We start from the raw sequence: 18,399 nt of genomic DNA on the forward strand, positions 1-18,399 counted from the left end.
CCTCGCCGACACGAGGCCACAAGGCTTATATATACTAGCTGACAGTCAGGGTAACATTTGAATACCCCGAGTTTGAGTGAGCCAGTATGGAAACGGGAACTGCGGCCATCGAGCGGTGTGCGTACTGCCGAGAGTGGGTGCCGATAACCGTCGTCGAAGTCGCGGCCGGCAACGACCAGATCTCCGCGTCGGTCGCCGTCTGCGAGTCGTGTCGCACCGACGGCCGGTGAGCGGGCTCGCTCGGCGACCGCGCTCGAGAGTTCCTTTAACACCGGTCGCTCGCACCGACCCGTCGTCCCCGCTCGCGTCCTGCGGCCGAGACGCTCCCGTACCCCGCGCTAACCCCGACTCACCGTTCGGCCTCGGCGGGGTCGTCGTTAGGACACGCCCTCTCGGTCTCCGGCCCCGACGCGGCCGCGCCGACCCAGCTGACCGTCGACTCCCGTACCACCATCACCAACTCGGGCACGTACCTGCTGACCGCCGACGTCGAGGGCGCGGGCGACACCGCCATCTCCCAGTCGTGCGTCGAGATCCGCGTCGCCGACGTGACGTTCGACGGCGGCGGCCACGTCCTCGATGGCCGCGCCGAGAGCCACACCACCGGCGTCGCGGTCGAGCACGGCTCGGCGACCGTCCCGAATGCCACTATCGCGGACAACCTCGTCTGCGTCTCCGCGCTCGGCGCGACCGACCTCACCCTCGCCGACAACGACCGCGCGCCAGACCGACCGAGCGCCGCGTGATCGCCCGGCTTTAGTGGCTCGGAGAACGTGTAAAACACATGACCGACGATCCCGCGACGTGGTGGGACGAGGCGTACGAGGGCGACCCCCCGTGGGAGAACGGCCGCCCGCAACCGGCGCTCGTCGACCTCGTCGAGGCCGGCGCCCTCGACGGCCGGATCCTGGACGCGGGCTGTGGCGCCGGTACCCACGCCTGCTATCTCGCCGCGCGCGGGCGCTCGGTCGTCGGCGTGGACGTCTCGGAGCGCGCGGTCGAGCGGGCGCGTCTCACGGCCCGCGAGCGCGACCTCGACGCGACCTTCCGGGTCGGCGACGCGCTCGACCTCGACCCCGACCTCGGACCCTTCGACGCGGCGTTCGACTGCGGCCTGTTCCACGCGCTCGATCCGGTCCAGCGCGACGCCTACGCCCATAGCCTCGCGGGCGTGCTCCCGGCCGGCGGGCGCGCGTACGTCCTCTCTTTCGCCGAGCGAGCGCCCGCCGACTGGGGGCCGAACCGCGTCGCCGGCGCCGACGTTCGCGAGGCGTTCGCCGACGGGTGGCGCGTCCGGGACCTGCGTGAGGTTCGGTTCGAGACCAACGACACCGACGTTCCGGGGTCGCTCGCGGTCCTCCGGCGCGTCTGAGTCGCCCGGCGACTCGTTCTCTGCCCCTTCCCGGTCGTTTTTAGCCCCGTCTCGCTAATCGTTACCCATGTCCGACCCCGATCTCGACAGATTCGTGTCCAGACGATCGACGACGTACGCGCCCAACGGCCTCGTCGCGACGAGTCAACCGCTCGCGGCGGAGGCGGGCGTCGAGATCCTCCGGGCGGGCGGCAACGCCTTCGACGCCGCCGTCGCCACGGCGGCGGCGCTGAACGTAGTCGAACCCACCAGCACCGGCCTCGGCGGCGACGTGTTCGCGCTCTACCGGACCGCCGACGGCGAGGTGGGCGCGATGCGCTCGTGCGGCGGCGCGCCCGCCGACGCCACCATCGAGAACGTCCGAGAGTCGCTGCGCGAGGCCGACGACATCTCCTCGTACTACCCCGACGACGGCGGCTACGCCGTCGACGACACCGAGGAGGCCGGAATGCCCTTCTACGGCCCCCACGCGGTCACGGTCCCCGGCACCGCCCGGGGGTGGGAGGCGACCGTCCAAGAGCTCGGCCGGCTCACGCTCGCCGACGCGCTCGAACCCGCGATCGGATACGCCACCGAGGGGTACCCGGTGTCGGAGGTCATCGCCTCCTACTGGCAGGGCGCCGAGGAGCTTTTCACCGACGAGAACGCCCGCGAGGCCTACCTGTTCGACGGGGAGGCCCCGAGCGTCGGCGAGACCGCCCGGCTCCCGAAGCTCGGCGAGTCGATGCGCAGGATCGCCGAGGAGGGCGCAGACGTCGTCTACGAGGGCGAGATCGCCGAGCAGATCGCCGACGAGATACAGTCCCACGGCGGGTTCATGACCGTCGAGGACCTCGCGGCCTTCGAGCCGGAGTTTCTCGATCCGGTGTCGACGACGTACAACGGCGCGGAGATCTACGAGCTCCCGCCGAACAATCAGGGCCTGATCGCCTTAGAGGCGCTCAACATCGCCGAGGAGCTCGGAGCGGGCGAGCACCCGATCGACTCGCCCGAGCGCGTCCACTACTTCGCGGAGGCGACCAAGCGGGCCTTCCACGACGGCCACCGCTACATCACCGACCCCGAGTACGAGGAGATCCCGCCGCTCGCATCGAAGTCGTACGCCGCCGAGCGCGCGGCCGACGTCGACGACACCGCCTCGGACGTCTCGTTCGGGGTTCCGAACGCCAACGCCGAGGACGCCGATACGGTCCTGTTGACGGTCGCCGACGACGAGGGCAACGTGGTCTCGTACATCAACTCCCGCTTTGCGGGCTTCGGCTCCGGGCTGGTCGCGGGCGACACCGGCATCGCGCTCCAGAACCGCGGCTCGTCGTTCTCGCTCGACCCCGACCACCCCAACAGCCTCGAACCCGGCAAGCGACCCTTCCACACACTGATCCCCGCTGTCGCCGACTTCGGAGACGACGACTGGGCCGCGTTCGGGGTGATGGGCGGGTACATGCAACCCCAAGGCCACGTTCAGGTCATCTCGAACATCGTCGATTACGACATGCCCCTGCAGGCCGCGCTCGACCAGCCCCGGTGGCGCTACCGCGAGGACGGCTCGCTCGCGGTCGAAGGACGAATGGACGGCAACGTCCAGTCGAAGCTCGCCCGGATGGGCCACGACGTGCGGGTGCTCCCGCCGGTCTCGTTCGGCGGCGCCCAGATCACCCGCCGGGAGGGCGAGACGCTGTCGGGCGCGACCGAACCGAGAAAAGACGGCTCCGCGTCCGGCTACTGATTACACGCCCGCCTCCTCGTCGCCCGCCGGCTCCCCGGCGTCCCCGTCGATCGTGATCTCGGTCGGTTCCCGCGCGGCGCGGTCGCGCGTTCCGGCGTCGCCGGCGCTCCGGGATCCCACAGCGTATCCGATCCCGAACGCCAGCGCGAGCGCGAGCAGTCGGCCGACCGACGAGCGTCCCGCCTCGTCGTGGGTCTGATCTCCCATGTCGTAGCCCACGGACGAGAGTGACTTTGGGGTTGGGGCGTCCCGACCCCGCTTTTCACCCCTCGTGGCGCCGAATCTTGTCGAGGAAGCTCGCGAGCGTGCCGCTCACCGCGACCGCCGTCACCTCTCCTTCGTCGCTGTCGTAGGTGAGCACGCCCGACTCCTCGAGCTTCGGGAGGTGGTTGTGGTGGAGCGCGGTGGCGATCTGGGTCCGAGTTATCATCGAGACGTCGTCGGGCGGCCGCTGGAACTCTCGGCCGGCGACCTGATCGGTGAGCCGTTCGATGGGTATCGGCTCGGGCTGGCCGTCGACGACCGCGAGCGCGTGGCGGCGGTAACGCTCGCTCAGTAACGAGAGGATCTCGTCGAGTTCGAGGTCCGCCCCGCCGTCGGTCTGCTCGGGTTCGTCGGTGGCGGGGTCGTCTGGCATACACGACTCAAATTCTTTCTCGCCTAAACGGTTATCGCATTCTGTCGGCGATCACCCGAGCGAGAAATACGCGCGTAACTGGCCGTAGAAGAAGCGAAACGTCCTCGTACCGCGTGAGGAAACCGGGCGACGAGGCCGACTCGGAGACTATCCGAGGCTCCCCTCCATTTCGAGTTCGATGAGCCGATTGAGTTCGACCGCGTACTCGATCGGGAGTTCCTCGGTGATTGGTTCGATGAACCCCGAGACGATCATCTGTTTTGCGTCGTCGTCGTCGAGCCCTCGAGACTGGAGGTAGAAGACGTCCTCGTCGCCGATCTTCCCCACCGTCGCCTCGTGGGCCACGTCGACTTTCGACTCGTCGATCTCCATGTACGGCATCGTGTCCGACGTCGACTCGTTGTCGAACATCAAAGCATCACACTCCACCGACGTCGAGGAGTGTTCGGCACCCTCCGAGATGTGGACCAGCCCTCGGTAGTTGGTGCGCCCGCCGTCCTTGCTGATGGATTTCGACTCGATCGTCGAGTTCGTATGCGGCGCGTTGTGATAGACCTTCGCACCGGTGTCGATGTTCTGGCCCTCGCCCGCGAACGCGATCGAAATCTGGTTCGCCGACGCGCCTCGGCCCTTCAGCACCGAACACGGGTACAGCATCGTCGCCTTCGACCCCATGCTTCCGGACACCCACTCCATGCGCCCGCCCTTCTCGACGAGCGCGCGCTTGGTGTTGAGGTTGAACGTGTTCTTGCTCCAGTTTTGGACGGTCGAGTACTGGACGTGAGCGTCCTCGCCCACGAAGACCTCGACGCCGCCGCTGTGGAGATTGTGACTGCCGTACTTGGGCGCGCTACAGCCTTCGATGTAGTGGACCTCGCTTCCCTCTTCGGCGATGATGAGGGTGTGTTCGAACTGGCCCATGCCCTCCGAATTCATGCGGAAGTAGGCCTGGACGGGCATTTCGACGGTGACGCCCTCGGGGACGTAGACGAAACTGCCGCCACTCCAGACGGCGCCGTGGAGCGCGGCGAACTTGTTGTCCGACGGGGGGACACAGGAGGTCATGAAGTACTCCTTCACTAACTCTTCGTGTTCGCGGACGGCCTCGTCCATGTTGCAGAACACGACGCCTTTCTCCTCCCACTGTTCTTGCATGTTCTGGTAGACGACCTCCGACTCGTACTGAGCGCCGACCCCGGAGAGGGCCTTGCGCTCGGCCTCGGGAATGCCGAGTTTTTCGAAGGTGTCCTGGATGTCCTCGGGGAGGTCGTCCCAGCTGTCGGCGCCCTCGCGCTTGTCGACGTCGGGGCGGATGTAGGGGACGATCTCTTCGATGTCGAGTTGGGTGAGGTCGGGCTGGCCGGGCCAGTCGGTGGGCAACGGCATGTTCTGGTAGTGCTCGAGCGCGCGCAGGCGCCGGTCGAGCATCCAGTCGGGCTCGTCTTTGTCCTCGCTGATCAGCCGCACGACCTCTTCGGTAAGGCCCTTGCCGGACTTGACCGCGGAGCTCTCCTCTTTTTTGAACTCGAAGCGCTCCTCGGTGTTGGTCTCCTGAAGCTCCTCGTCGGTACTCATACGCGTAACTGCGTACCGAAGCCTCTTAACTTCGTGGCCGAATACGGGCGCGAAGAAACCGAAATCAGTTACGAACGCCGCGAAACGTATGGAACTACGATTCCGTTTCGACGTTGGCGTTGGCGTCGGTGGCGGTCGGGTCGGCGTCGGGTTCGACGTCCGGGTCTTTCATCTCGTCGAGCTCGTCTTCGATCTCCTGGCGGCCCTTCTTGAACTCGCCCATCGCCTCGCCGGTCGAGCGGGCGAGCTTCGGGATCTTGTTGGCCCCGAACAGCAGGACGGCGATGAGGAGGATCACCATCATCTCCATCCCGCCGGGAATCGGGCCGAACAGCGGAATCAGTTGCGTCATCTCTACCTCAACGTTTCCGGCCTCACTTGTAGGCTTTTCCCCTGTCGCGCCCGGCTCGGACCGTACGAGTGGCCTTCAAGTGAGTGGGGTTCGTACTCCCGGCCGAATGGACGTAGCATCCTCCAAGGGCCGGACGATTCTGGCGGCGACCGGCCTCGGGGTCGGCGGCTTCGCGTTCGCGTCGGTCCTGGTCACGGTCGCCTCGCTGGCGCTGATCGTCGCTGGTATTCCGCTGATGGAGCGCCCGACGCTCCTGCTCGGGCTCTCGACCGTCATGGGCCAAGGCGTCGCGTTCGGCACGTTCGCGCTCGCGTACCTCCGATACACCGACCGCGGACTCGGGTTCGTCCGCGCCCGCGTCCCGACGCTACGGGACGTGGCGTGGTCGATCGGCGGGCTCCTCGCGCTGTTGGGCGGGCTGGTCGCCATCTCGGCGGTGTTCGCGTCGCTCGGCGTCGAATCGGCGTCGAACACGGTCGAACAGTACGCCGAGCAGGACCCCCGGGTCTACCTGTTCTTGATCCCGATGTCGTTCCTGTTCATCGGTCCCGGCGAGGAACTGCTCTATCGGGGCGTGGTGCAGGGCCGGCTCCGGGAGGTGTTCGGCCCCGCGCTCGCCATCGGCGCGGCGAGCGTGATCTTCGCCGGCATCCACATCTTCTCGTTGCAGGGGCAGGGCAAACTGGCGTACCTCGCCATCCTGCTGGTCCTCTCGCCGATCCTCGGGTTCGCCTACGAGGCGACCGACAATCTGGTTGTGCCGTCGCTCATTCACGGCGCGTTCAACGCGGTCCAGTTCTACGGCGCGTACGTGGCCGCCACCGGCGGGGTCGGACTCGCCGTCCTCTAGGCGCCGGCCCACCGGACGACCCGAAACCGATCGTAGCCGCCGTACGCGAGTTCGAGCGCACCCATCCACCAGTTCCACCGTTCGGGAAGCGAGAGCCCGTCGGGCGCGTCGTCGAGGTTCTCGACGACCTCGCCCGCGGTCAGCTCTCGACCCGCGTCAGCTCGGAACTGCCCCGAGTCCGCCAGATCGCGGGCCTGTCGCGCGACCACCCGCGTGCCCGGTGCGTCGGTCCCGAAGGCTTCGCCAAGCAGTCGTTCGAATCGCTCGTCTGTCTCTGTGTTCATCGTTTGGTGTCGTCGACCCCGTCCCGTCGGAGACGGCCGGGCCCACGGTGGCTACGGTCGCTCAGTTGTAAAGTCCGATGGCCTTAATCTGCTCTTGATACCGATTGCGGATGGTGACCTCGGTCACCTGCGCGACGTCGGCGACCTCCCGCTGGGTCTTTTTCTCGTTGCACAAAAGCGAGGCGGCGTAGATGGCGGCGGCGGCGTAGCCGGTCGGGGATTTGCCCGAGAGCAGGCCCTTCTCGGAGGTCACGTCGATGATCTCGTTGGCCTTGCTCTCGACCTCCTCGGTCAGTTCGAGCTCCGAGCAAAAACGGGGGACGTACTTTTTGGGGTCGACCGGCTCCATCCCGAGCGCGAGCTCCTGGGAGATGTACCGATAGGTGCGGCCGATCTCCTTGCGTTCGACCCGCGACACCTCGGCGACTTCCTCGAGGCTTCGCGGGATGCCTTCCTTCCGACAGGCGGCGTACAGCGCGGCGGTCGCGACGCCCTCGATCGAGCGCCCCCGAATCAGGTCCTCCTTGAGCGCGCGCCGGTAGATCACCGACGCGACCTCCTGAACCGACCGGGGAACGCCGAGCGCCGAGCACATCCGATTGAGTTCGCTCAGGGCGAACTGGAGGTTGCGCTCGCCGGCGTCTTTGGTGCGGATGCGCTCTTGCCACTTTCGGAGTCGGTGCATCTGACTCCGCTTTTTCGAGGAGATCGACCGGCCGTAGGCGTCTTTGTCCTTCCAGTCGATGGTGGTCGTCAACCCCTTGTCGTGCATCGTATTGGTGGTCGGGGCACCGACCCGGGACTTCTCCTGGCGTTCGGAGTGGTTGAACGCCCGCCACTCGGGCCCCCGGTCGACGTTGTTCTCCTCGACGACGAGCCCGCAGTCCTCGCAGACGACCTCGCTCCCCCCGGCGTCGGCCACGAGCGATTTCGACTCACACTCCGGACACGTTTCGACCCCCTCCGACTCCTCCGCGGTGGTCTCGGCGGCTTGCTCTCGCTCGCGCTGGCGAATGGGCCCCGTCATGAGTCTATAACCGTACGCGACTTTGATAGATAAACCCTCCGCGGACTCCGATACCGGTTTCGAGGTTCTCGGGGCCGCGTCGTCGGACCGTTGGTCTCGGCGGTCGAGCCCGGGATTTATACGTGTTCCCGACGCCCTCACGCACATGGCATCGTCACGACCGACCGTCTACGCGGTAGACGAGTACGACCCCCTCGAATTCGACGCGGTCCTCGTCCGGGAGGACGCGCTGGTCTGTCTCGACGGCACCGACTCCGTCCGAGTCGTCCCGATGGACAAGGTCAACCACGTCGAGGCCGACCCCGACTCGATGCTCGTCGAGCGCGAACTCCCCGAGACGTTCTACGGCGGCGGCGAGTACGGCTTCGTCGACGTCGAGGCGTACCCCGACCTCGAACAGCACCTCGAAGAGCTCGAAGCCGAGCAGTACTGATAAGCCGGGCCCCGACCAACGCCCGGCCATGAACGTCTTCGAAGACCGCACCCGACGCTGTCAGCGCCGGCTCGCGGCGGTCGGCGCCGACGCGGCCGTCCTGTTCCCGAGCGCGAACCTCTTTTACGCCGCGGGGTTCCGCGAGGAGCCGATGGAGCGCCACCTGTTCCTGTTCGTGCCGAGCGCCGACGAGGACGACCCGGCGACACCCGGCGACGATCCCGTCTTCCTCGCGCCCGAGATGTACGACGAGCAGATCCGGGACGCCTCGTGGGTCCCGGACGTCCGGCTGTGGGCCGACGGCGAGGACCCCGCCGAACTGACCGCGGAGATCGCCGACGAGCTCGGGCTCCGCGGGGGTCGCCTGCTGGTCGACGACACCATGTGGGCGCGGTTCACACAGGACCTCCGGGCCGCGCTTCCGGACGCGACGTTCGGGCTCGCCAGTGAGGTGTTCGACGACCTCCGGATCCGGAAAGACGAGGCCGAACTCGACGCCCTCCGGCGGGCCGCCGCCCTCGCCGACGAGGTCAGCGTCGCGGTCCGAGAACTGGGCGCCGAGGCGGTCGGGATGACCGAGTCGGCGCTCGCCGACGAGATCGGCCGCATGCTCGCCGATCGGGGCGGCGACGGCGTCGCCTTCGAGACCGTGGTCGGCGCCGGGCCGAACGGCGCCAAGCCCCACCACCGTCACGGCGACCGCGAGATCCGGCGCGGCGACCCGGTGGTCCTCGATTTCGGCGCGTACGTCGACGGCTACCCGGGCGACCAGACCCGGACCGTGGTGTTCGACGGCGAGTCCCCGGCCGAGTACGAGACGGTCCACGAGACGGTCCGGGCGGCCCAGCGGGCCGCCGTCGAAGCCGTCGAGCCCGGCGTCCCCGCGGAGGCGGTCGATCGGGCCGCCCGCGAGGTCATCGAGGAGGCGGGCTACGGCGATCGGTTCGTCCACCGCACCGGCCACGGCGTGGGGCTCGACGTCCACGAGGCGCCGTACGTCGTCGACGGCAACGACGCCGAACTGGAGCCCGGGATGGTGTTCAGCGTCGAGCCGGGGATCTACCTCGACGGGGCGTTCGGCGTCCGGATCGAGGACCTCGTGGTCGTGACCGAGGACGGCTGTGAGCGACTCAACGACTCGCCCCGGACGTGGGAACCGCTCTGAGCCGATGGCGTACGTGAGCCACGCTGTCCGGTCGATCCGCGAGGAGCCGATTCCGGGCGAGACGGTCCGGCTCGTGGTGACCGCCGCCGACGACGCCGACATCGCCGACCTCCGCGCGGCGCTCGACCCGCTCGGCGAGGTGGTGGACGAACTCCCGTTCGACCGCCTGCTCGTCGCGGTCGACCACGACCGGGTCGGGGCGGTCTGTACCCTCGACGCCGCGAGCGCGGTCGAGACCGACGCCACCATCGGCTTCCCGTCCTAACGCCCGGCAGGCAGTTTGAAGTGACCGTCCGGTGTACGGTGTTGGGGGACCGGGGGATGCACGCAGAGAGCACACCACGAACGGGGGGAATCCACGACGAGCGGGTGTCGACGATGGGGCGACGGCGGTTCATGGACACGCTACGGACGCTCGGGTTCGGCCTGCTGTCGTCGCTGTTTCTGACGACCGAGGACGTACTGGCGGCCGACGACGACGAGGTACCGGTCGTCTACGGGCTGACCCGCGACGACGGCGAGCTCCGACCGCGGCACAAGACCGTCCCGGCCGACTGGTACGACGACTTCCGGGAGGCGTTGGCGGCCCACGACCGACTCGGCGCGATCGCCACGGAGGGCGTGGCGAACTCGGCGGTCGAGCCGGGCGAGTACGGCGGCGCGAACGCCGCCATCCGGGTCGAGGTCACCGCCGAGGAGGCCCGGGGTGCGGTCCCGGAGGCGATCGATCAGGTGCCCGTGGAGGTGACCCGCGTCGACTCCCGGAGCCGGAAGACCGACCCCGAGGAGCTGTCGAACCCGAGCGCGCCGACCGACCCGGGCGTCCCGGGGAGCGTCGCGGTGAGCAACGGCGAGATGTTCGGCACGCTCGCGCCCGCGTTGCGGGACCCCGCGGACGGCTCGACGTACTTTGCGACGGCGAACCACGTCTTCGGCGGGTCGGACAATCAGGGCGAGCCGTTCTACCTCCTCGACGGCGAACGGACCCGGATCGGGACGGTCTCGGCGGGGTTCCCGAAGGCCGATCTGGTCTGTGCCACCCCGGAGGAGGAGTTCGAGCCCCTCCACCGAATTCGGGACGTGTCGCCGGGTCGGGTGCTCGGGCAGTTCACCCGGGCCGGGCTCGCCGATCTAAAGGCCGAGGGCGAACCTCTCCAGAAGATCGGGGTGAAGACCGGCCACTCCGCCGGACAGATTCAGGCCGTCGACGGGCTTACCTGCGCGTACGGCGCCATCTGCAAGAACGGCCAGATCAAGTGGGGTCGCGAGTCGGGGTTCTCGGACGGCGACAGCGGCTCTGTGAACTTCCACCCCGACCCCGAGAACCCCGACGCGGGCGTGCTTGTCGGCGGGCTCAACAACGCCCGGACGTGGTGGCCCGGCGAGAACTACATCTGGGGCACGGGCGCGTATCACATCACCGAGAAACACGGCTACACGTTCTGATAGCGCTCCTCGCGGACGTCGGGTGTCCGGACTGCGGCCGAGGGCTCACCCGCGAGGACGCCGTCAGGGAGGCCGGCCCGATCAGCCCTGCGTGGTCCCGCAGTCGGTACAGGTCAGCTCGAACGCGCCGTCCGCGAGCGCGACGTCGTGGGTCCGTTCGGCCTCGCACTCGGGGCAGTAGGCCCGCGACTGGAGCGCGTCCCAGTCGTGGGTCGGGCCGGGCGCGCCGATCGCCCACCCCTCGACGGTCGCCTCGCCGTCGTTGTACCCCTTCTGGAACTCGCCGGGCCGGAACCGGATCAGCTCGCCGGCCGCGACGGTGACCGATTCGCGGTCGATCCCGACGTCGAACGTCGCGGTGCCCGACTCGACGTAGAACACCTCCTCCTGATCGTTGTGACGGTGGAGCCCGCCCGAAAACGACTCGCCGGCGTCGAGCTCGAAGTAGTTCATCGCGACGTGATCGGTGCCGAGCGCGCGCGAGACGGGCTTTCGCATCCGGTGGACGTTCATCGGATTGGGCTCGTTGTCGACCGCGTCGATCGCGACTTTCTCCATACGCGTTCGTTGGTCGACGCTCGGAAAAAACTGTCCGGTCGACGCGCCTGCGCCCGAAGAGTCCGACGAGCGCGACCGAGAGCGGGGCCAACGGCCGCCGCGTCCGCGACGTCCCACTTAAAAACACGGGGCGGTCGCAGGGCCGGCGACTCGCGTCCCCGCTTTAGGTAGTCGCCGACCCACGGTCGAAGCGATGGCAACCGACGTTCGAACGTCGCTCTCGAAGGTCGCACAGGTCCCGCCCGTGACGCTCGCCACCCTCGGTGTCTCGCTCCTCGCCCTGCCGGGATACGCGTGGGCGTCGACCGCCCTCGGACTGAACGCCCCGCCGCTCGTCACCGTGGCCGTCCAGTGGACCGTCGCGGTCGGCGTGGTCGCGGTCGCGGTCGGCGTCGAGGGCAGGTCGCTCGCCAGCGTCGGGTTCCGCCGCGCGAGGCGGGGAGACGCGCTCGCGCTCGCGGGTGCGGCCGCCGCGGCGATGCTCGTCTTCGCGGCCACCGACCCGCTCGTCACGGCGCTCGGACTTCCGGTTCGAGGCGACTCGGGGACGCTCTCCACGGGCGTCGGCCTCTCGGTCGCGCTCGTGCGCGCGGTCACGACCGGCGTCGTCGAGGAGGTCCTCTTCCGGGGGTACCCCATCGAACGGCTCGTAGAGTACGCCGAGAGCCCGCTTCTCGCCGGCGTCGTGACGTGGGGCGCCTTCACCGCCGCCCACGCCGTCGCGTGGCCGCTCGGGAATCTCGTCCAGATCTCGGCCGTGGCGGCGGTGTTCACCGTGGTCTATCTCCGCCGCCGGTCGCTGGTCCCGGTCGTCGGGGCGCACGTCGCGGTCTGGGCGCTCTCGGTCCTCGGTCGAGTTTACGGCTGAGACTACGCCACCGGCTCCAGCCCGCGCTCCTCGCGCAACACGCGGACGTACTCCCGGAACCCGGCTTCGAGGTCGTACTCGGGCTCGTAGCCCAGATCCTCTCGTGCGGCGGTCATATCGAGCGTCTGGGTCCACGGGAGTTCGCCCTCGTCGCTCACTTCGAGGTCGGCGTCGGGCACGATGCGCTCGACGGTCTCGGCGGCCTCCCGGATCGTCGCCACCTCGCCCCGGACGTTGTAGACGCGCCGACCGAGCGCCGACTCGGGGGCGAACGCCGCCTTCCGGAACGCCTGGGCGATGTCTTCGACGTACTGCCAGTCGATAACCTGATCGCCGTACTCGACCGCGAACGGCTCGCCGACCGCCGGCTTCTCGACGATGTTCGCGAGGAACGCCGAGCCGCCCGTCTCGCGGTACGGGCCGTACGCGACCGTCGGCCGGAGCCCGACGTGGCTGACGTCGTGGTCCTCGAAGTACACCTTCGCCTGGTGTTCGTTGTACTCTTTGGTCGCGCCGTAGAGGGTGTCAGGGTACACCAGCTCGTCCTCGTCGACCCACTCGCCGTCGTAGTTGGCCGGGGGGGCGTACACCGCCGCCGACGACGCCCACGCCACGCGCTCGATCTGGTCGTCGAGCGTCCGGGCGGCCTCGAACACGTTGTTCGTGCCGAGCACGTTCACCCGGGCGGCGTCCCGCGGGTTCTCGCGCGCCAGCGAGGTCAAAAGCGCCGCGAGGTGGACGACGCGGGTCGCGCCGGTCTCTCGGATCGCCCGGATCACGCTCGTCGGGTCGGTCACGTCGCCGCGGACGACCTCGACGGCGTCGGCGACCCCGAGCTTCTCAAGGATCCGCGCGTCGGTCGCGAGGTCGTACGCGACCACGTCGTGGCCCGCGTCCGCGAGGTCTCGTGCAACGTACGACCCGATGAACCCGGTCCCGCCGGTGACCAGCACCGTCTCTGGATCGGCCATGTCTCGACCCACCACCGGCAGCCCCAAAAGCGTGTGCGACGGATTACCGCGAGCGCAGGATACTTGGCTCGGCTCCTCCCAGATTCAGGGAGTCGATGGATCGACTCCCGTCGCTGGCCGACGTGCCCCGCGAGACCGCCGTCGTCGTCGGACTCGTCGGCGGCGCCGAGTTCGTCAACCACACCTACCTCGTGCTGTTTCCGCCCATCCTCGGTATCCTGTCGGCGGAGTTCGACGCGTCGCTCGCACTGCTCGGGGTCGCGATGGGAGTGCAGGGGTTCACCAACACCGCGTTCCAGCTCCCGTGGGGGTATCTCTCGGACAACTACGACCGGCGGCTCACGCTCGGGCTGTCGCTCGGACTCGCGACCGCGAGCGTGTTCGTGGTCGCGGCCGCGCCCACCTTCGAGATACTGCTCGTGGGCCAAGCCCTGCTCGGGATCGGCATCGCGGGCCACCACCCGGTCCACTTCCCGTTGCTGGCGGCGGCCTCCCCCGAGCGCCACCGCGGCCGGGCGTTCTCGATCCGGGCGTTCCTCGGGAACCTCGGGTTCGCCGCGCCGCCGGTCGCGCTCACGGCGGTCATCGCACTCCCGGGGCTGACGTGGCGCCACGCGGTCGGGCTTGTCGGGGCGTTCGGCGCCGTCTACGCCGTCTCGATGCTGTTCGTCCTCTACCGGTACGTCGATCCGGCGGTGACCGCGCCGGACGTCGACGACGCCGAGGACGCACACGAGTCCGCCGACGGCGAGCGCACGCTGGGAGCGATCCGGGCCGCGGCCCGCCGGGAGGTCCGGGCGATCCTCGGCTCGCCCGCCATCCTCGCGCTGGCGGTGCTCGCGCTCGTGGTCTCGACCGCCAGCTGGGGCATCACCTCCTACGCCGCCGTCCTGTTGCAGGACGGCTACGGGGTCGGCCTCGACGTGGCGAACCTCACGCTCTCGGCGATGTTCGCGGTCGGCGCCGTGATGGTGCTGGTCGGCGGCGACCTCTCGGACCGGTTCTCGCCCGGGCCGGTCATCGTCGCCAGCTACGGCGCGGTCGTCGTCTTCGTGGCGCTGGTCGCGACCATGACACTGCCGCCGCTGGCCGCGGTGGCCTGCCTGCTCGTGGTCGGCGGGGTCCGGAGCCTCGGCGGCCCGGCCCGGTCGAAGCTCGCCGACGCGGTGTCGGCCCGGTCGGACCTCGGGCGCAACTTCGCGCTCATCACCGTCGGCATCATGACCGGAAGCTCGATCGCGCCGCCGGTGTTCGGCGCGCTCATCGAGAACCGGGGGCTCGGCGCGACCTTCTGGGCCATCGCGGCTGTCGCGGCGCTCGGGGTCGGGGTGACGCTGTTCGTGCTCCGGCGCCACGGCGACGGGACCGACCCCGCGGCGGCCGGCCCGGTCGAGGCCGAGTGAGAGCGCGCCGGCCGACTCACTCCGATTCGGCGAACAGGAGGTAGGTCAACACGATTGCGAGCCCGACCTCCGAGACGATGGCGAGAAACTCCAGCGGTCCGGCGAACAGGTGCTCGACGACGAACGGAACGACCGCCACGTCGTGGGTCGAGCCCTGTCCGAGGAAAAAGAGCGGCCGGTGGCCGCTCAGATGCCAGCCGAAGTAGCCGAGCACGTACACCACCATCAGGCCGATGCCCCCGAGGTACAGCGGCCGGCGGGGCCACCCCTGGGCGGCGAGGACCATCCCGGCGACGATCGCGATCCCGGACACCGCAAACAGCGGCCACCGGAGATCGCGCGGGAGCAGAAAGCCCGCCCGCGCCCACCGGAACCAGTTGTACAGCCCGAGCGAGACGTGGATCACCGCCGTCACGAGCGCGAGGTGTCCCGCGACGAGGTGGATCGGCGAGGGGAACTCCGAGTCCATTACTCCGATCCGAGACAGGGCGTGGTGAAGGGACTGACGGTTTCGGGCGTCACTCGTGGAGGCCGCCGACCTCCTCGTAGAACGACGACCGGAGCCGGTCGGCCATCTCGACCTCGCGGTCGATCCGAACGTCGACGACCGTCGGCACGTCGTTCGCCTTCGCGTCGCGGAGCGCCGTCGCCAGTTCCTCGGGCGTGGTCGCCCGGATCCCGTCCGCGCCGAACCCCGCCGCGACCGTCACGAAGTCGGTGTCGTGGAACTCCACGCCCGCGATGTCGCCCTCGGCGGCCTGCATCTGGCGGACCATCCCGAGGCTGGTGTCATTGAGCACGACGAACGTTGGCGCGACCCCCTGTTCGACCGCGACCTCGACGTTCGTCATCGTCATCGCGAACCCGCCGTCGCCCGCGACGCCGATCACGTCCCGGTCGGTCGTGATCGCGGCCGAGACGGCCGCGGGCGTCGCCCACCCCATCCCGCCGACTCCGCCCGACCCGAAGTACGTCCGGACGCCGGGCGTCCGGAGGTAGTTCAACAGCCAGAACCGGTTGTTGCCCGAGTCGGCGGTCACGATGGTCTCCTCGTCGACCACCGCCTCGATCTCCTTGACGGCGCGCTGGGGCTTGATCGGCGAGGCGTCGCTCTCGCAGGCCGGCGCCGAGAACGACTCGCGGGCCGTCGCGGCCCGTTCGCGCGCCCAGTCGTCGCCGCCCGCCGCTACGCCTTCGCGCCCGCACGCGTTCGCGAGCGCGCGAAGACTTTCGGAGGCGTCGCCGATGAGTCCGACGTCCGCGGGGTAGACCCACCCGGCGTTGCGGGTGTCGACGTCGGCGTGGACGATGGTCTGCTCGTCGGGCCGGACGAACGACGGCGCCTGCCAGTTCGTATCCATCGGGTTCAACCGACAGCCGACCACGAGCAGGGCGTCGGCGTCGCTCACCACTCGGTTCGCCCCCTCGTGGCCGAACGAGCCGATGACCCCAGCCGCGAGGTCGTGTGTCTCCGGGATCGTCGACTTGCCGAGATAGGAGGTGACGACCGGGGCGCCGTAGGCCGCCGCCGCGGCCCGGAGTTCGTCGTACGCCTGTGCGGCGTGAACGCCGTTGCCCGACACGATCACCGGCCGGTCGGCGTCGGCGAGCGCGCGCGCCGCGGTCGTTACGTCGCCGTCGGTCGGCGCGGCGTCCCAGTTGCGGACCTGCTCGTCGGCGTCCCAGACGGGCGGGACCGGATCCTCGGGTACCTCCTCGGTGATCGCGGTGCCGTCGAGGATCACCGCGGTCGGCCCGGGTCGGCCCGCGGTGGCGTGCTTGAACGCCAACTGGACGCTCCGGAGCGTCTCGGTCGGCGACCGGGGGAACCAGTGTTCTTTGGTCACGCCGTCGAGGATCTTCGGGAGGTTCAGCCCGCCGTAGTCGCCGCGGGCCTGCTGGTAGGGCGCCAGCGTCGAGTAGTCTCCGCGCTCGGAGGCCTCGGTCAGCACGACCATCGGCGACGACGACAGCCGGGCCTCCATCTGGCCGATGGCGCCGAGACTCCCGATCCACGGCCCCTGGCCCGCGAGTACGCCCGGCCGCTGGGTGAGCCGGCCGTACATCTCCGCCATCACGCTGGCCTCGCGCTCGTCGCGCGGCCGGACCACGTCCACGTCGGTCTCGGGGAGCGCGTCGAACAGTTCGATGACCCGGCCGCCGGGGTAGCCAAAGACGTACTCGACGCCGAGCGATTCGAGGTGGGCGACCAGCGCCTCGCTGGTCTCGGTCACCGGCGACGCCTCCCGGCTCGCGGGACTGTTCGCGGTGGCGTGGGAATCGGTATCACTGCTGAAACCGACAGGTCCCGGCAACTTTTGCTTGTCGGTCGTTCCAGAACGAGTGAGTCGGCGAGCGTGGGCTTATTTCGCGTCGTCGAACGGCCAGTCGCCGGTGTTTCGCATCCCCTCCTCGTAGCCCTGTTCGATCGTCGCCTCCCGAATCTCCGAGACGGGCTTGTGGTCGACCTCGCGGTCTGCCTCCGCGAGCTTGCAGACGCCGCCCGCGAGCCCGACCGCGAGGTCTCGGAGGTCCCGCAGGTCGAGCTTATCGAGGGTGTCGCCGTGGGTGTGGCCCCACCCCCGCCCGCTTCCCTCGGAGGTCGAGCGGGCCTGCGAGCCCGCGATCCCCTCCTGCACGAACGGCCAGTGGTCGCTGTGGGGTCGGATGTCGTCGTGGACCTCTATCGGCACCGCGAGCTCGTCGCTGACCTCCCGGAAGGCCTCGCCGATGGGGTCGAAGCCGTGGGTGTACACCGCGAGGTTCCGGGAGTAGCCCGCGCCGTCGACGTTGACGATGCACTTCACCCGGTCGGCGTCGTGGGTCTCGACCCAGTGGTAGGCGCCGAACAGTCCGACCTCCTCGGCGCCGAAGACCAGGAGCCTGACCTTGGTTTCGAGGTCGTCTTCGATCCGGGAGAGGAGCCGGCCGACCTCCGAGACGAGGACCGTGCCGACGCCGTTGTCGTTCGCGCCCTCGCCCACGTCGTGGGCGTCGACGTGCGCGGTGAAAAGCACCTCCTCGTCGGTGTCCGGACCGATCACCGCTTCGACGTTCCGCGACTGGGCGGGCTCGTTTCGACACTCGACGGAGAGGCTGGCCTCGATCGGGCCGTCCTCGCAGTACCGGACGAGCCGGTCGCCGACCTCCTTCGAGACGCCGACCGCCGGGATCGGGCCGGGACCGTCGTCCTCGCCGATCGAACCGGTCGGCGGGAGACACCCCTCGATGTGGTTCCTGAAGAGGAAGCCGGCGGCGCCGGCCTCGGCGGCCGCGTAGTACTTCTCTGCCCGGTGGATCCACCGGTCGTGGTCGTCCGGCGTCAGACTCGACGCCATCGCGATCTTCCCTTCGAGGTCCGCCTCCGCGAAGTCCGCGGGGAGGCCGTGGCCCACGTCGACGATCTCGGCTTCGATCTCGCCGCTGGGCGTGCCGGGGAGTTCGACCAACTGGTAGCGCTCGTCGAAGGTGTGGGTCCGGTCGGGTTCGGCGGTGAGCGAACACTCCCCGCGCCACCATCCGGGAATGTCGAACTCGGTTATCTCGGCCTCGCGGAGGCCGTGGCTCTCGAAGGCGTCCCGGACGAGTTCGGCTCCCTCCGCCTCGCCTCGCTGTCCGGCCATCCTGTTGTCGATGTCGACGAGATCACAGAGCAGGTCCCACGAGTGGGTGCTTGTGTACGCGTCGCCGACGAGATCTGTGGGTACTGTTGGCATCGTGCGAGTTCAATCG

At 69.1% G+C, this 18,399-nt stretch carries 23 protein-coding genes; 11 read left to right on the top strand and 12 right to left on the bottom strand.

Annotated features, from left to right (window positions below; translation table 11 throughout):
- Window positions 1–86: 86 nt before the first annotated feature.
- The gene (locus tag EPY72_RS19440; protein ID WP_167599511.1) at window positions 87–230 is read left to right on the top strand and encodes a hypothetical protein; all 144 of its coding nucleotides are present in this window, start codon (window positions 87–89) and stop codon (window positions 228–230) included.
- A 119-nt stretch (window positions 231–349) separates the two neighbouring features.
- Here the strand turns inward: EPY72_RS19440 and EPY72_RS19445 are convergent, their stop codons facing one another.
- Window positions 350–514 (bottom strand): hypothetical protein, encoded by a 165-nt coding sequence (locus EPY72_RS19445; protein ID WP_168216029.1) that lies wholly within the window; start codon window positions 512–514, stop codon window positions 350–352.
- A gap of 34 nt (window positions 515–548) precedes the next feature.
- Between EPY72_RS19445 and EPY72_RS11325 the strand changes: the two genes are divergently transcribed.
- The 3 genes from EPY72_RS11325 to ggt all read left to right on the top strand — a co-directional run bounded on the left by EPY72_RS11325 (window position 549) and on the right by ggt (window position 3,098).
- Window positions 549–746 (top strand): hypothetical protein, encoded by a 198-nt coding sequence (locus tag EPY72_RS11325; RefSeq protein WP_134672410.1) that lies wholly within the window; start codon window positions 549–551, stop codon window positions 744–746.
- Between the two features lie 38 nt (window positions 747–784).
- Window positions 785–1,372: a class I SAM-dependent methyltransferase gene (locus EPY72_RS11330; protein ID WP_135806492.1), complete on the top strand. Its 588-nt coding sequence runs from the start codon at window positions 785–787 to the stop codon at window positions 1,370–1,372.
- A 67-nt stretch (window positions 1,373–1,439) separates the two neighbouring features.
- On the top strand, window positions 1,440–3,098 hold the full coding sequence (ggt, locus tag EPY72_RS11335; protein ID WP_135806493.1) for a gamma-glutamyltransferase: 1,659 nt from the start codon (window positions 1,440–1,442) through the stop codon (window positions 3,096–3,098).
- Here ggt and EPY72_RS11340 read toward each other — a convergent pair whose 3' ends face one another.
- The 4 genes from EPY72_RS11340 to EPY72_RS11355 all read right to left on the bottom strand — a co-directional run bounded on the left by EPY72_RS11340 (window position 3,099) and on the right by EPY72_RS11355 (window position 5,662).
- Complete coding sequence (locus tag EPY72_RS11340) at window positions 3,099–3,305, bottom strand: hypothetical protein (RefSeq protein WP_135806494.1); 207 nt, start codon at window positions 3,303–3,305, stop codon at window positions 3,099–3,101.
- A gap of 55 nt (window positions 3,306–3,360) precedes the next feature.
- Window positions 3,361–3,735: a DUF7344 domain-containing protein gene (locus tag EPY72_RS11345; protein WP_134672413.1), complete on the bottom strand. Its 375-nt coding sequence runs from the start codon at window positions 3,733–3,735 to the stop codon at window positions 3,361–3,363.
- Window positions 3,736–3,882: 147 nt separating this feature from the next.
- The gene (gene sufB / locus EPY72_RS11350) at window positions 3,883–5,310 is read right to left on the bottom strand and encodes a Fe-S cluster assembly protein SufB (RefSeq protein ID WP_135806495.1); all 1,428 of its coding nucleotides are present in this window, start codon (window positions 5,308–5,310) and stop codon (window positions 3,883–3,885) included.
- Window positions 5,311–5,404: 94 nt separating this feature from the next.
- On the bottom strand, window positions 5,405–5,662 hold the full coding sequence (locus EPY72_RS11355; protein WP_134671626.1) for a Sec-independent protein translocase subunit TatA/TatB: 258 nt from the start codon (window positions 5,660–5,662) through the stop codon (window positions 5,405–5,407).
- Window positions 5,663–5,768: 106 nt separating this feature from the next.
- On the opposite strand from EPY72_RS11355, the gene EPY72_RS11360 reads away from it, so the two are divergent.
- Window positions 5,769–6,512 (top strand): CPBP family intramembrane glutamic endopeptidase, encoded by a 744-nt coding sequence (locus tag EPY72_RS11360; protein WP_134671625.1) that lies wholly within the window; start codon window positions 5,769–5,771, stop codon window positions 6,510–6,512.
- Here the strand turns inward: EPY72_RS11360 and EPY72_RS11365 are convergent.
- Complete coding sequence (locus EPY72_RS11365; RefSeq protein WP_134671624.1) at window positions 6,509–6,796, bottom strand: WNWW family protein; 288 nt, start codon at window positions 6,794–6,796, stop codon at window positions 6,509–6,511. The genes EPY72_RS11360 and EPY72_RS11365 overlap by 4 nt on opposite strands.
- A gap of 61 nt (window positions 6,797–6,857) precedes the next feature.
- The gene (locus EPY72_RS11370; protein WP_134671623.1) at window positions 6,858–7,823 is read right to left on the bottom strand and encodes a transcription initiation factor IIB; all 966 of its coding nucleotides are present in this window, start codon (window positions 7,821–7,823) and stop codon (window positions 6,858–6,860) included.
- 145 nt (window positions 7,824–7,968) lie between these two features.
- Here EPY72_RS11370 and EPY72_RS11375 point away from each other — a divergent pair, with 145 nt between their 5' ends.
- The 4 genes from EPY72_RS11375 to EPY72_RS11390 are packed head-to-tail and all read left to right on the top strand — an operon-like array spanning window position 7,969 to window position 10,867.
- A complete protein-coding gene (locus tag EPY72_RS11375) occupies window positions 7,969–8,256 on the top strand; it encodes a hypothetical protein (protein ID WP_134671622.1) in 288 nt (95 codons plus the stop codon).
- Between the two features lie 28 nt (window positions 8,257–8,284).
- The gene (locus EPY72_RS11380) at window positions 8,285–9,421 is read left to right on the top strand and encodes an aminopeptidase P family protein (protein WP_135806496.1); all 1,137 of its coding nucleotides are present in this window, start codon (window positions 8,285–8,287) and stop codon (window positions 9,419–9,421) included.
- Window positions 9,378–9,686, top strand: coding sequence for a hypothetical protein (locus tag EPY72_RS11385; protein ID WP_135806497.1), 309 nt, complete (start codon window positions 9,378–9,380; stop codon window positions 9,684–9,686). The genes EPY72_RS11380 and EPY72_RS11385 overlap by 44 nt, the downstream gene beginning before the upstream one ends.
- A 56-nt stretch (window positions 9,687–9,742) precedes the next feature.
- Window positions 9,743–10,867, top strand: coding sequence for a hypothetical protein (locus EPY72_RS11390; RefSeq protein WP_135806498.1), 1,125 nt, complete (start codon window positions 9,743–9,745; stop codon window positions 10,865–10,867).
- Between the two features lie 81 nt (window positions 10,868–10,948).
- Here EPY72_RS11390 and EPY72_RS11395 read toward each other — a convergent pair whose 3' ends face one another.
- Complete coding sequence (locus EPY72_RS11395) at window positions 10,949–11,425, bottom strand: cupin domain-containing protein (RefSeq protein WP_134671618.1); 477 nt, start codon at window positions 11,423–11,425, stop codon at window positions 10,949–10,951.
- A gap of 193 nt (window positions 11,426–11,618) precedes the next feature.
- On the opposite strand from EPY72_RS11395, the gene EPY72_RS11400 reads away from it, so the two are divergent.
- The gene (locus tag EPY72_RS11400) at window positions 11,619–12,293 is read left to right on the top strand and encodes a CPBP family intramembrane glutamic endopeptidase (protein WP_135806499.1); all 675 of its coding nucleotides are present in this window, start codon (window positions 11,619–11,621) and stop codon (window positions 12,291–12,293) included.
- 2 nt (window positions 12,294–12,295) lie between these two features.
- Here the strand turns inward: EPY72_RS11400 and EPY72_RS11405 are convergent, their stop codons facing one another.
- Window positions 12,296–13,264 (bottom strand): NAD-dependent epimerase/dehydratase family protein, encoded by a 969-nt coding sequence (locus EPY72_RS11405; protein ID WP_135806500.1) that lies wholly within the window; start codon window positions 13,262–13,264, stop codon window positions 12,296–12,298.
- Between the two features lie 95 nt (window positions 13,265–13,359).
- On the opposite strand from EPY72_RS11405, the gene EPY72_RS11410 reads away from it, so the two are divergent.
- Window positions 13,360–14,667 (top strand): MFS transporter, encoded by a 1,308-nt coding sequence (locus EPY72_RS11410; protein ID WP_135806501.1) that lies wholly within the window; start codon window positions 13,360–13,362, stop codon window positions 14,665–14,667.
- A gap of 16 nt (window positions 14,668–14,683) precedes the next feature.
- On the opposite strand, the gene EPY72_RS11415 is transcribed toward EPY72_RS11410, so the two are convergent.
- From EPY72_RS11415 to EPY72_RS11425, 3 genes are all read right to left on the bottom strand, one after another.
- Window positions 14,684–15,136, bottom strand: a complete 453-nt coding sequence (locus tag EPY72_RS11415; RefSeq protein ID WP_134671614.1) for a hypothetical protein — start codon at window positions 15,134–15,136, stop codon at window positions 14,684–14,686.
- A 49-nt stretch (window positions 15,137–15,185) separates the two neighbouring features.
- Entirely contained in the window at window positions 15,186–16,901 is a 1,716-nt protein-coding gene (locus EPY72_RS11420; protein ID WP_135806502.1) for a thiamine pyrophosphate-binding protein, read from the bottom strand.
- A gap of 129 nt (window positions 16,902–17,030) precedes the next feature.
- Window positions 17,031–18,383, bottom strand: coding sequence for a M28 family metallopeptidase (locus EPY72_RS11425; protein ID WP_135806503.1), 1,353 nt, complete (start codon window positions 18,381–18,383; stop codon window positions 17,031–17,033).
- Window positions 18,384–18,399: the final 16 nt, after the last annotated feature.

It is taken from the genome of Halorussus marinus, assembly GCF_004765795.1.
Lineage (GTDB): Archaea > Halobacteriota > Halobacteria > Halobacteriales > Haladaptataceae > Halorussus > Halorussus marinus.

Coding starts and splice junctions, on each gene's coding strand:
- sufB (WP_135806495.1), bottom strand. CDS start 5,310: ATGAGTACCGACGAGGAGCTTCAGGAGACCAACACCGAGGAGCGCTTC.
- EPY72_RS11380 (WP_135806496.1), top strand. CDS start 8,285: ATGAACGTCTTCGAAGACCGCACCCGACGCTGTCAGCGCCGGCTCGCG.
- EPY72_RS11355 (WP_134671626.1), bottom strand. CDS start 5,662: ATGACGCAACTGATTCCGCTGTTCGGCCCGATTCCCGGCGGGATGGAG.
- EPY72_RS11345 (WP_134672413.1), bottom strand. CDS start 3,735: ATGCCAGACGACCCCGCCACCGACGAACCCGAGCAGACCGACGGCGGG.
- EPY72_RS11405 (WP_135806500.1), bottom strand. CDS start 13,264: ATGGCCGATCCAGAGACGGTGCTGGTCACCGGCGGGACCGGGTTCATC.
- EPY72_RS11375 (WP_134671622.1), top strand. CDS start 7,969: ATGGCATCGTCACGACCGACCGTCTACGCGGTAGACGAGTACGACCCC.
- EPY72_RS11400 (WP_135806499.1), top strand. CDS start 11,619: ATGGCAACCGACGTTCGAACGTCGCTCTCGAAGGTCGCACAGGTCCCG.
- EPY72_RS11370 (WP_134671623.1), bottom strand. CDS start 7,823: ATGACGGGGCCCATTCGCCAGCGCGAGCGAGAGCAAGCCGCCGAGACC.
- EPY72_RS11365 (WP_134671624.1), bottom strand. CDS start 6,796: ATGAACACAGAGACAGACGAGCGATTCGAACGACTGCTTGGCGAAGCC.
- EPY72_RS11330 (WP_135806492.1), top strand. CDS start 785: ATGACCGACGATCCCGCGACGTGGTGGGACGAGGCGTACGAGGGCGAC.
- EPY72_RS11340 (WP_135806494.1), bottom strand. CDS start 3,305: ATGGGAGATCAGACCCACGACGAGGCGGGACGCTCGTCGGTCGGCCGA.
- EPY72_RS11360 (WP_134671625.1), top strand. CDS start 5,769: ATGGACGTAGCATCCTCCAAGGGCCGGACGATTCTGGCGGCGACCGGC.
- EPY72_RS11425 (WP_135806503.1), bottom strand. CDS start 18,383: ATGCCAACAGTACCCACAGATCTCGTCGGCGACGCGTACACAAGCACC.
- EPY72_RS19440 (WP_167599511.1), top strand. CDS start 87: ATGGAAACGGGAACTGCGGCCATCGAGCGGTGTGCGTACTGCCGAGAG.
- EPY72_RS11390 (WP_135806498.1), top strand. CDS start 9,743: ATGCACGCAGAGAGCACACCACGAACGGGGGGAATCCACGACGAGCGG.
- EPY72_RS11395 (WP_134671618.1), bottom strand. CDS start 11,425: ATGGAGAAAGTCGCGATCGACGCGGTCGACAACGAGCCCAATCCGATG.
- EPY72_RS19445 (WP_168216029.1), bottom strand. CDS start 514: ATGGCGGTGTCGCCCGCGCCCTCGACGTCGGCGGTCAGCAGGTACGTG.
- EPY72_RS11410 (WP_135806501.1), top strand. CDS start 13,360: ATGGATCGACTCCCGTCGCTGGCCGACGTGCCCCGCGAGACCGCCGTC.
- EPY72_RS11415 (WP_134671614.1), bottom strand. CDS start 15,136: ATGGACTCGGAGTTCCCCTCGCCGATCCACCTCGTCGCGGGACACCTC.
- ggt (WP_135806493.1), top strand. CDS start 1,440: ATGTCCGACCCCGATCTCGACAGATTCGTGTCCAGACGATCGACGACG.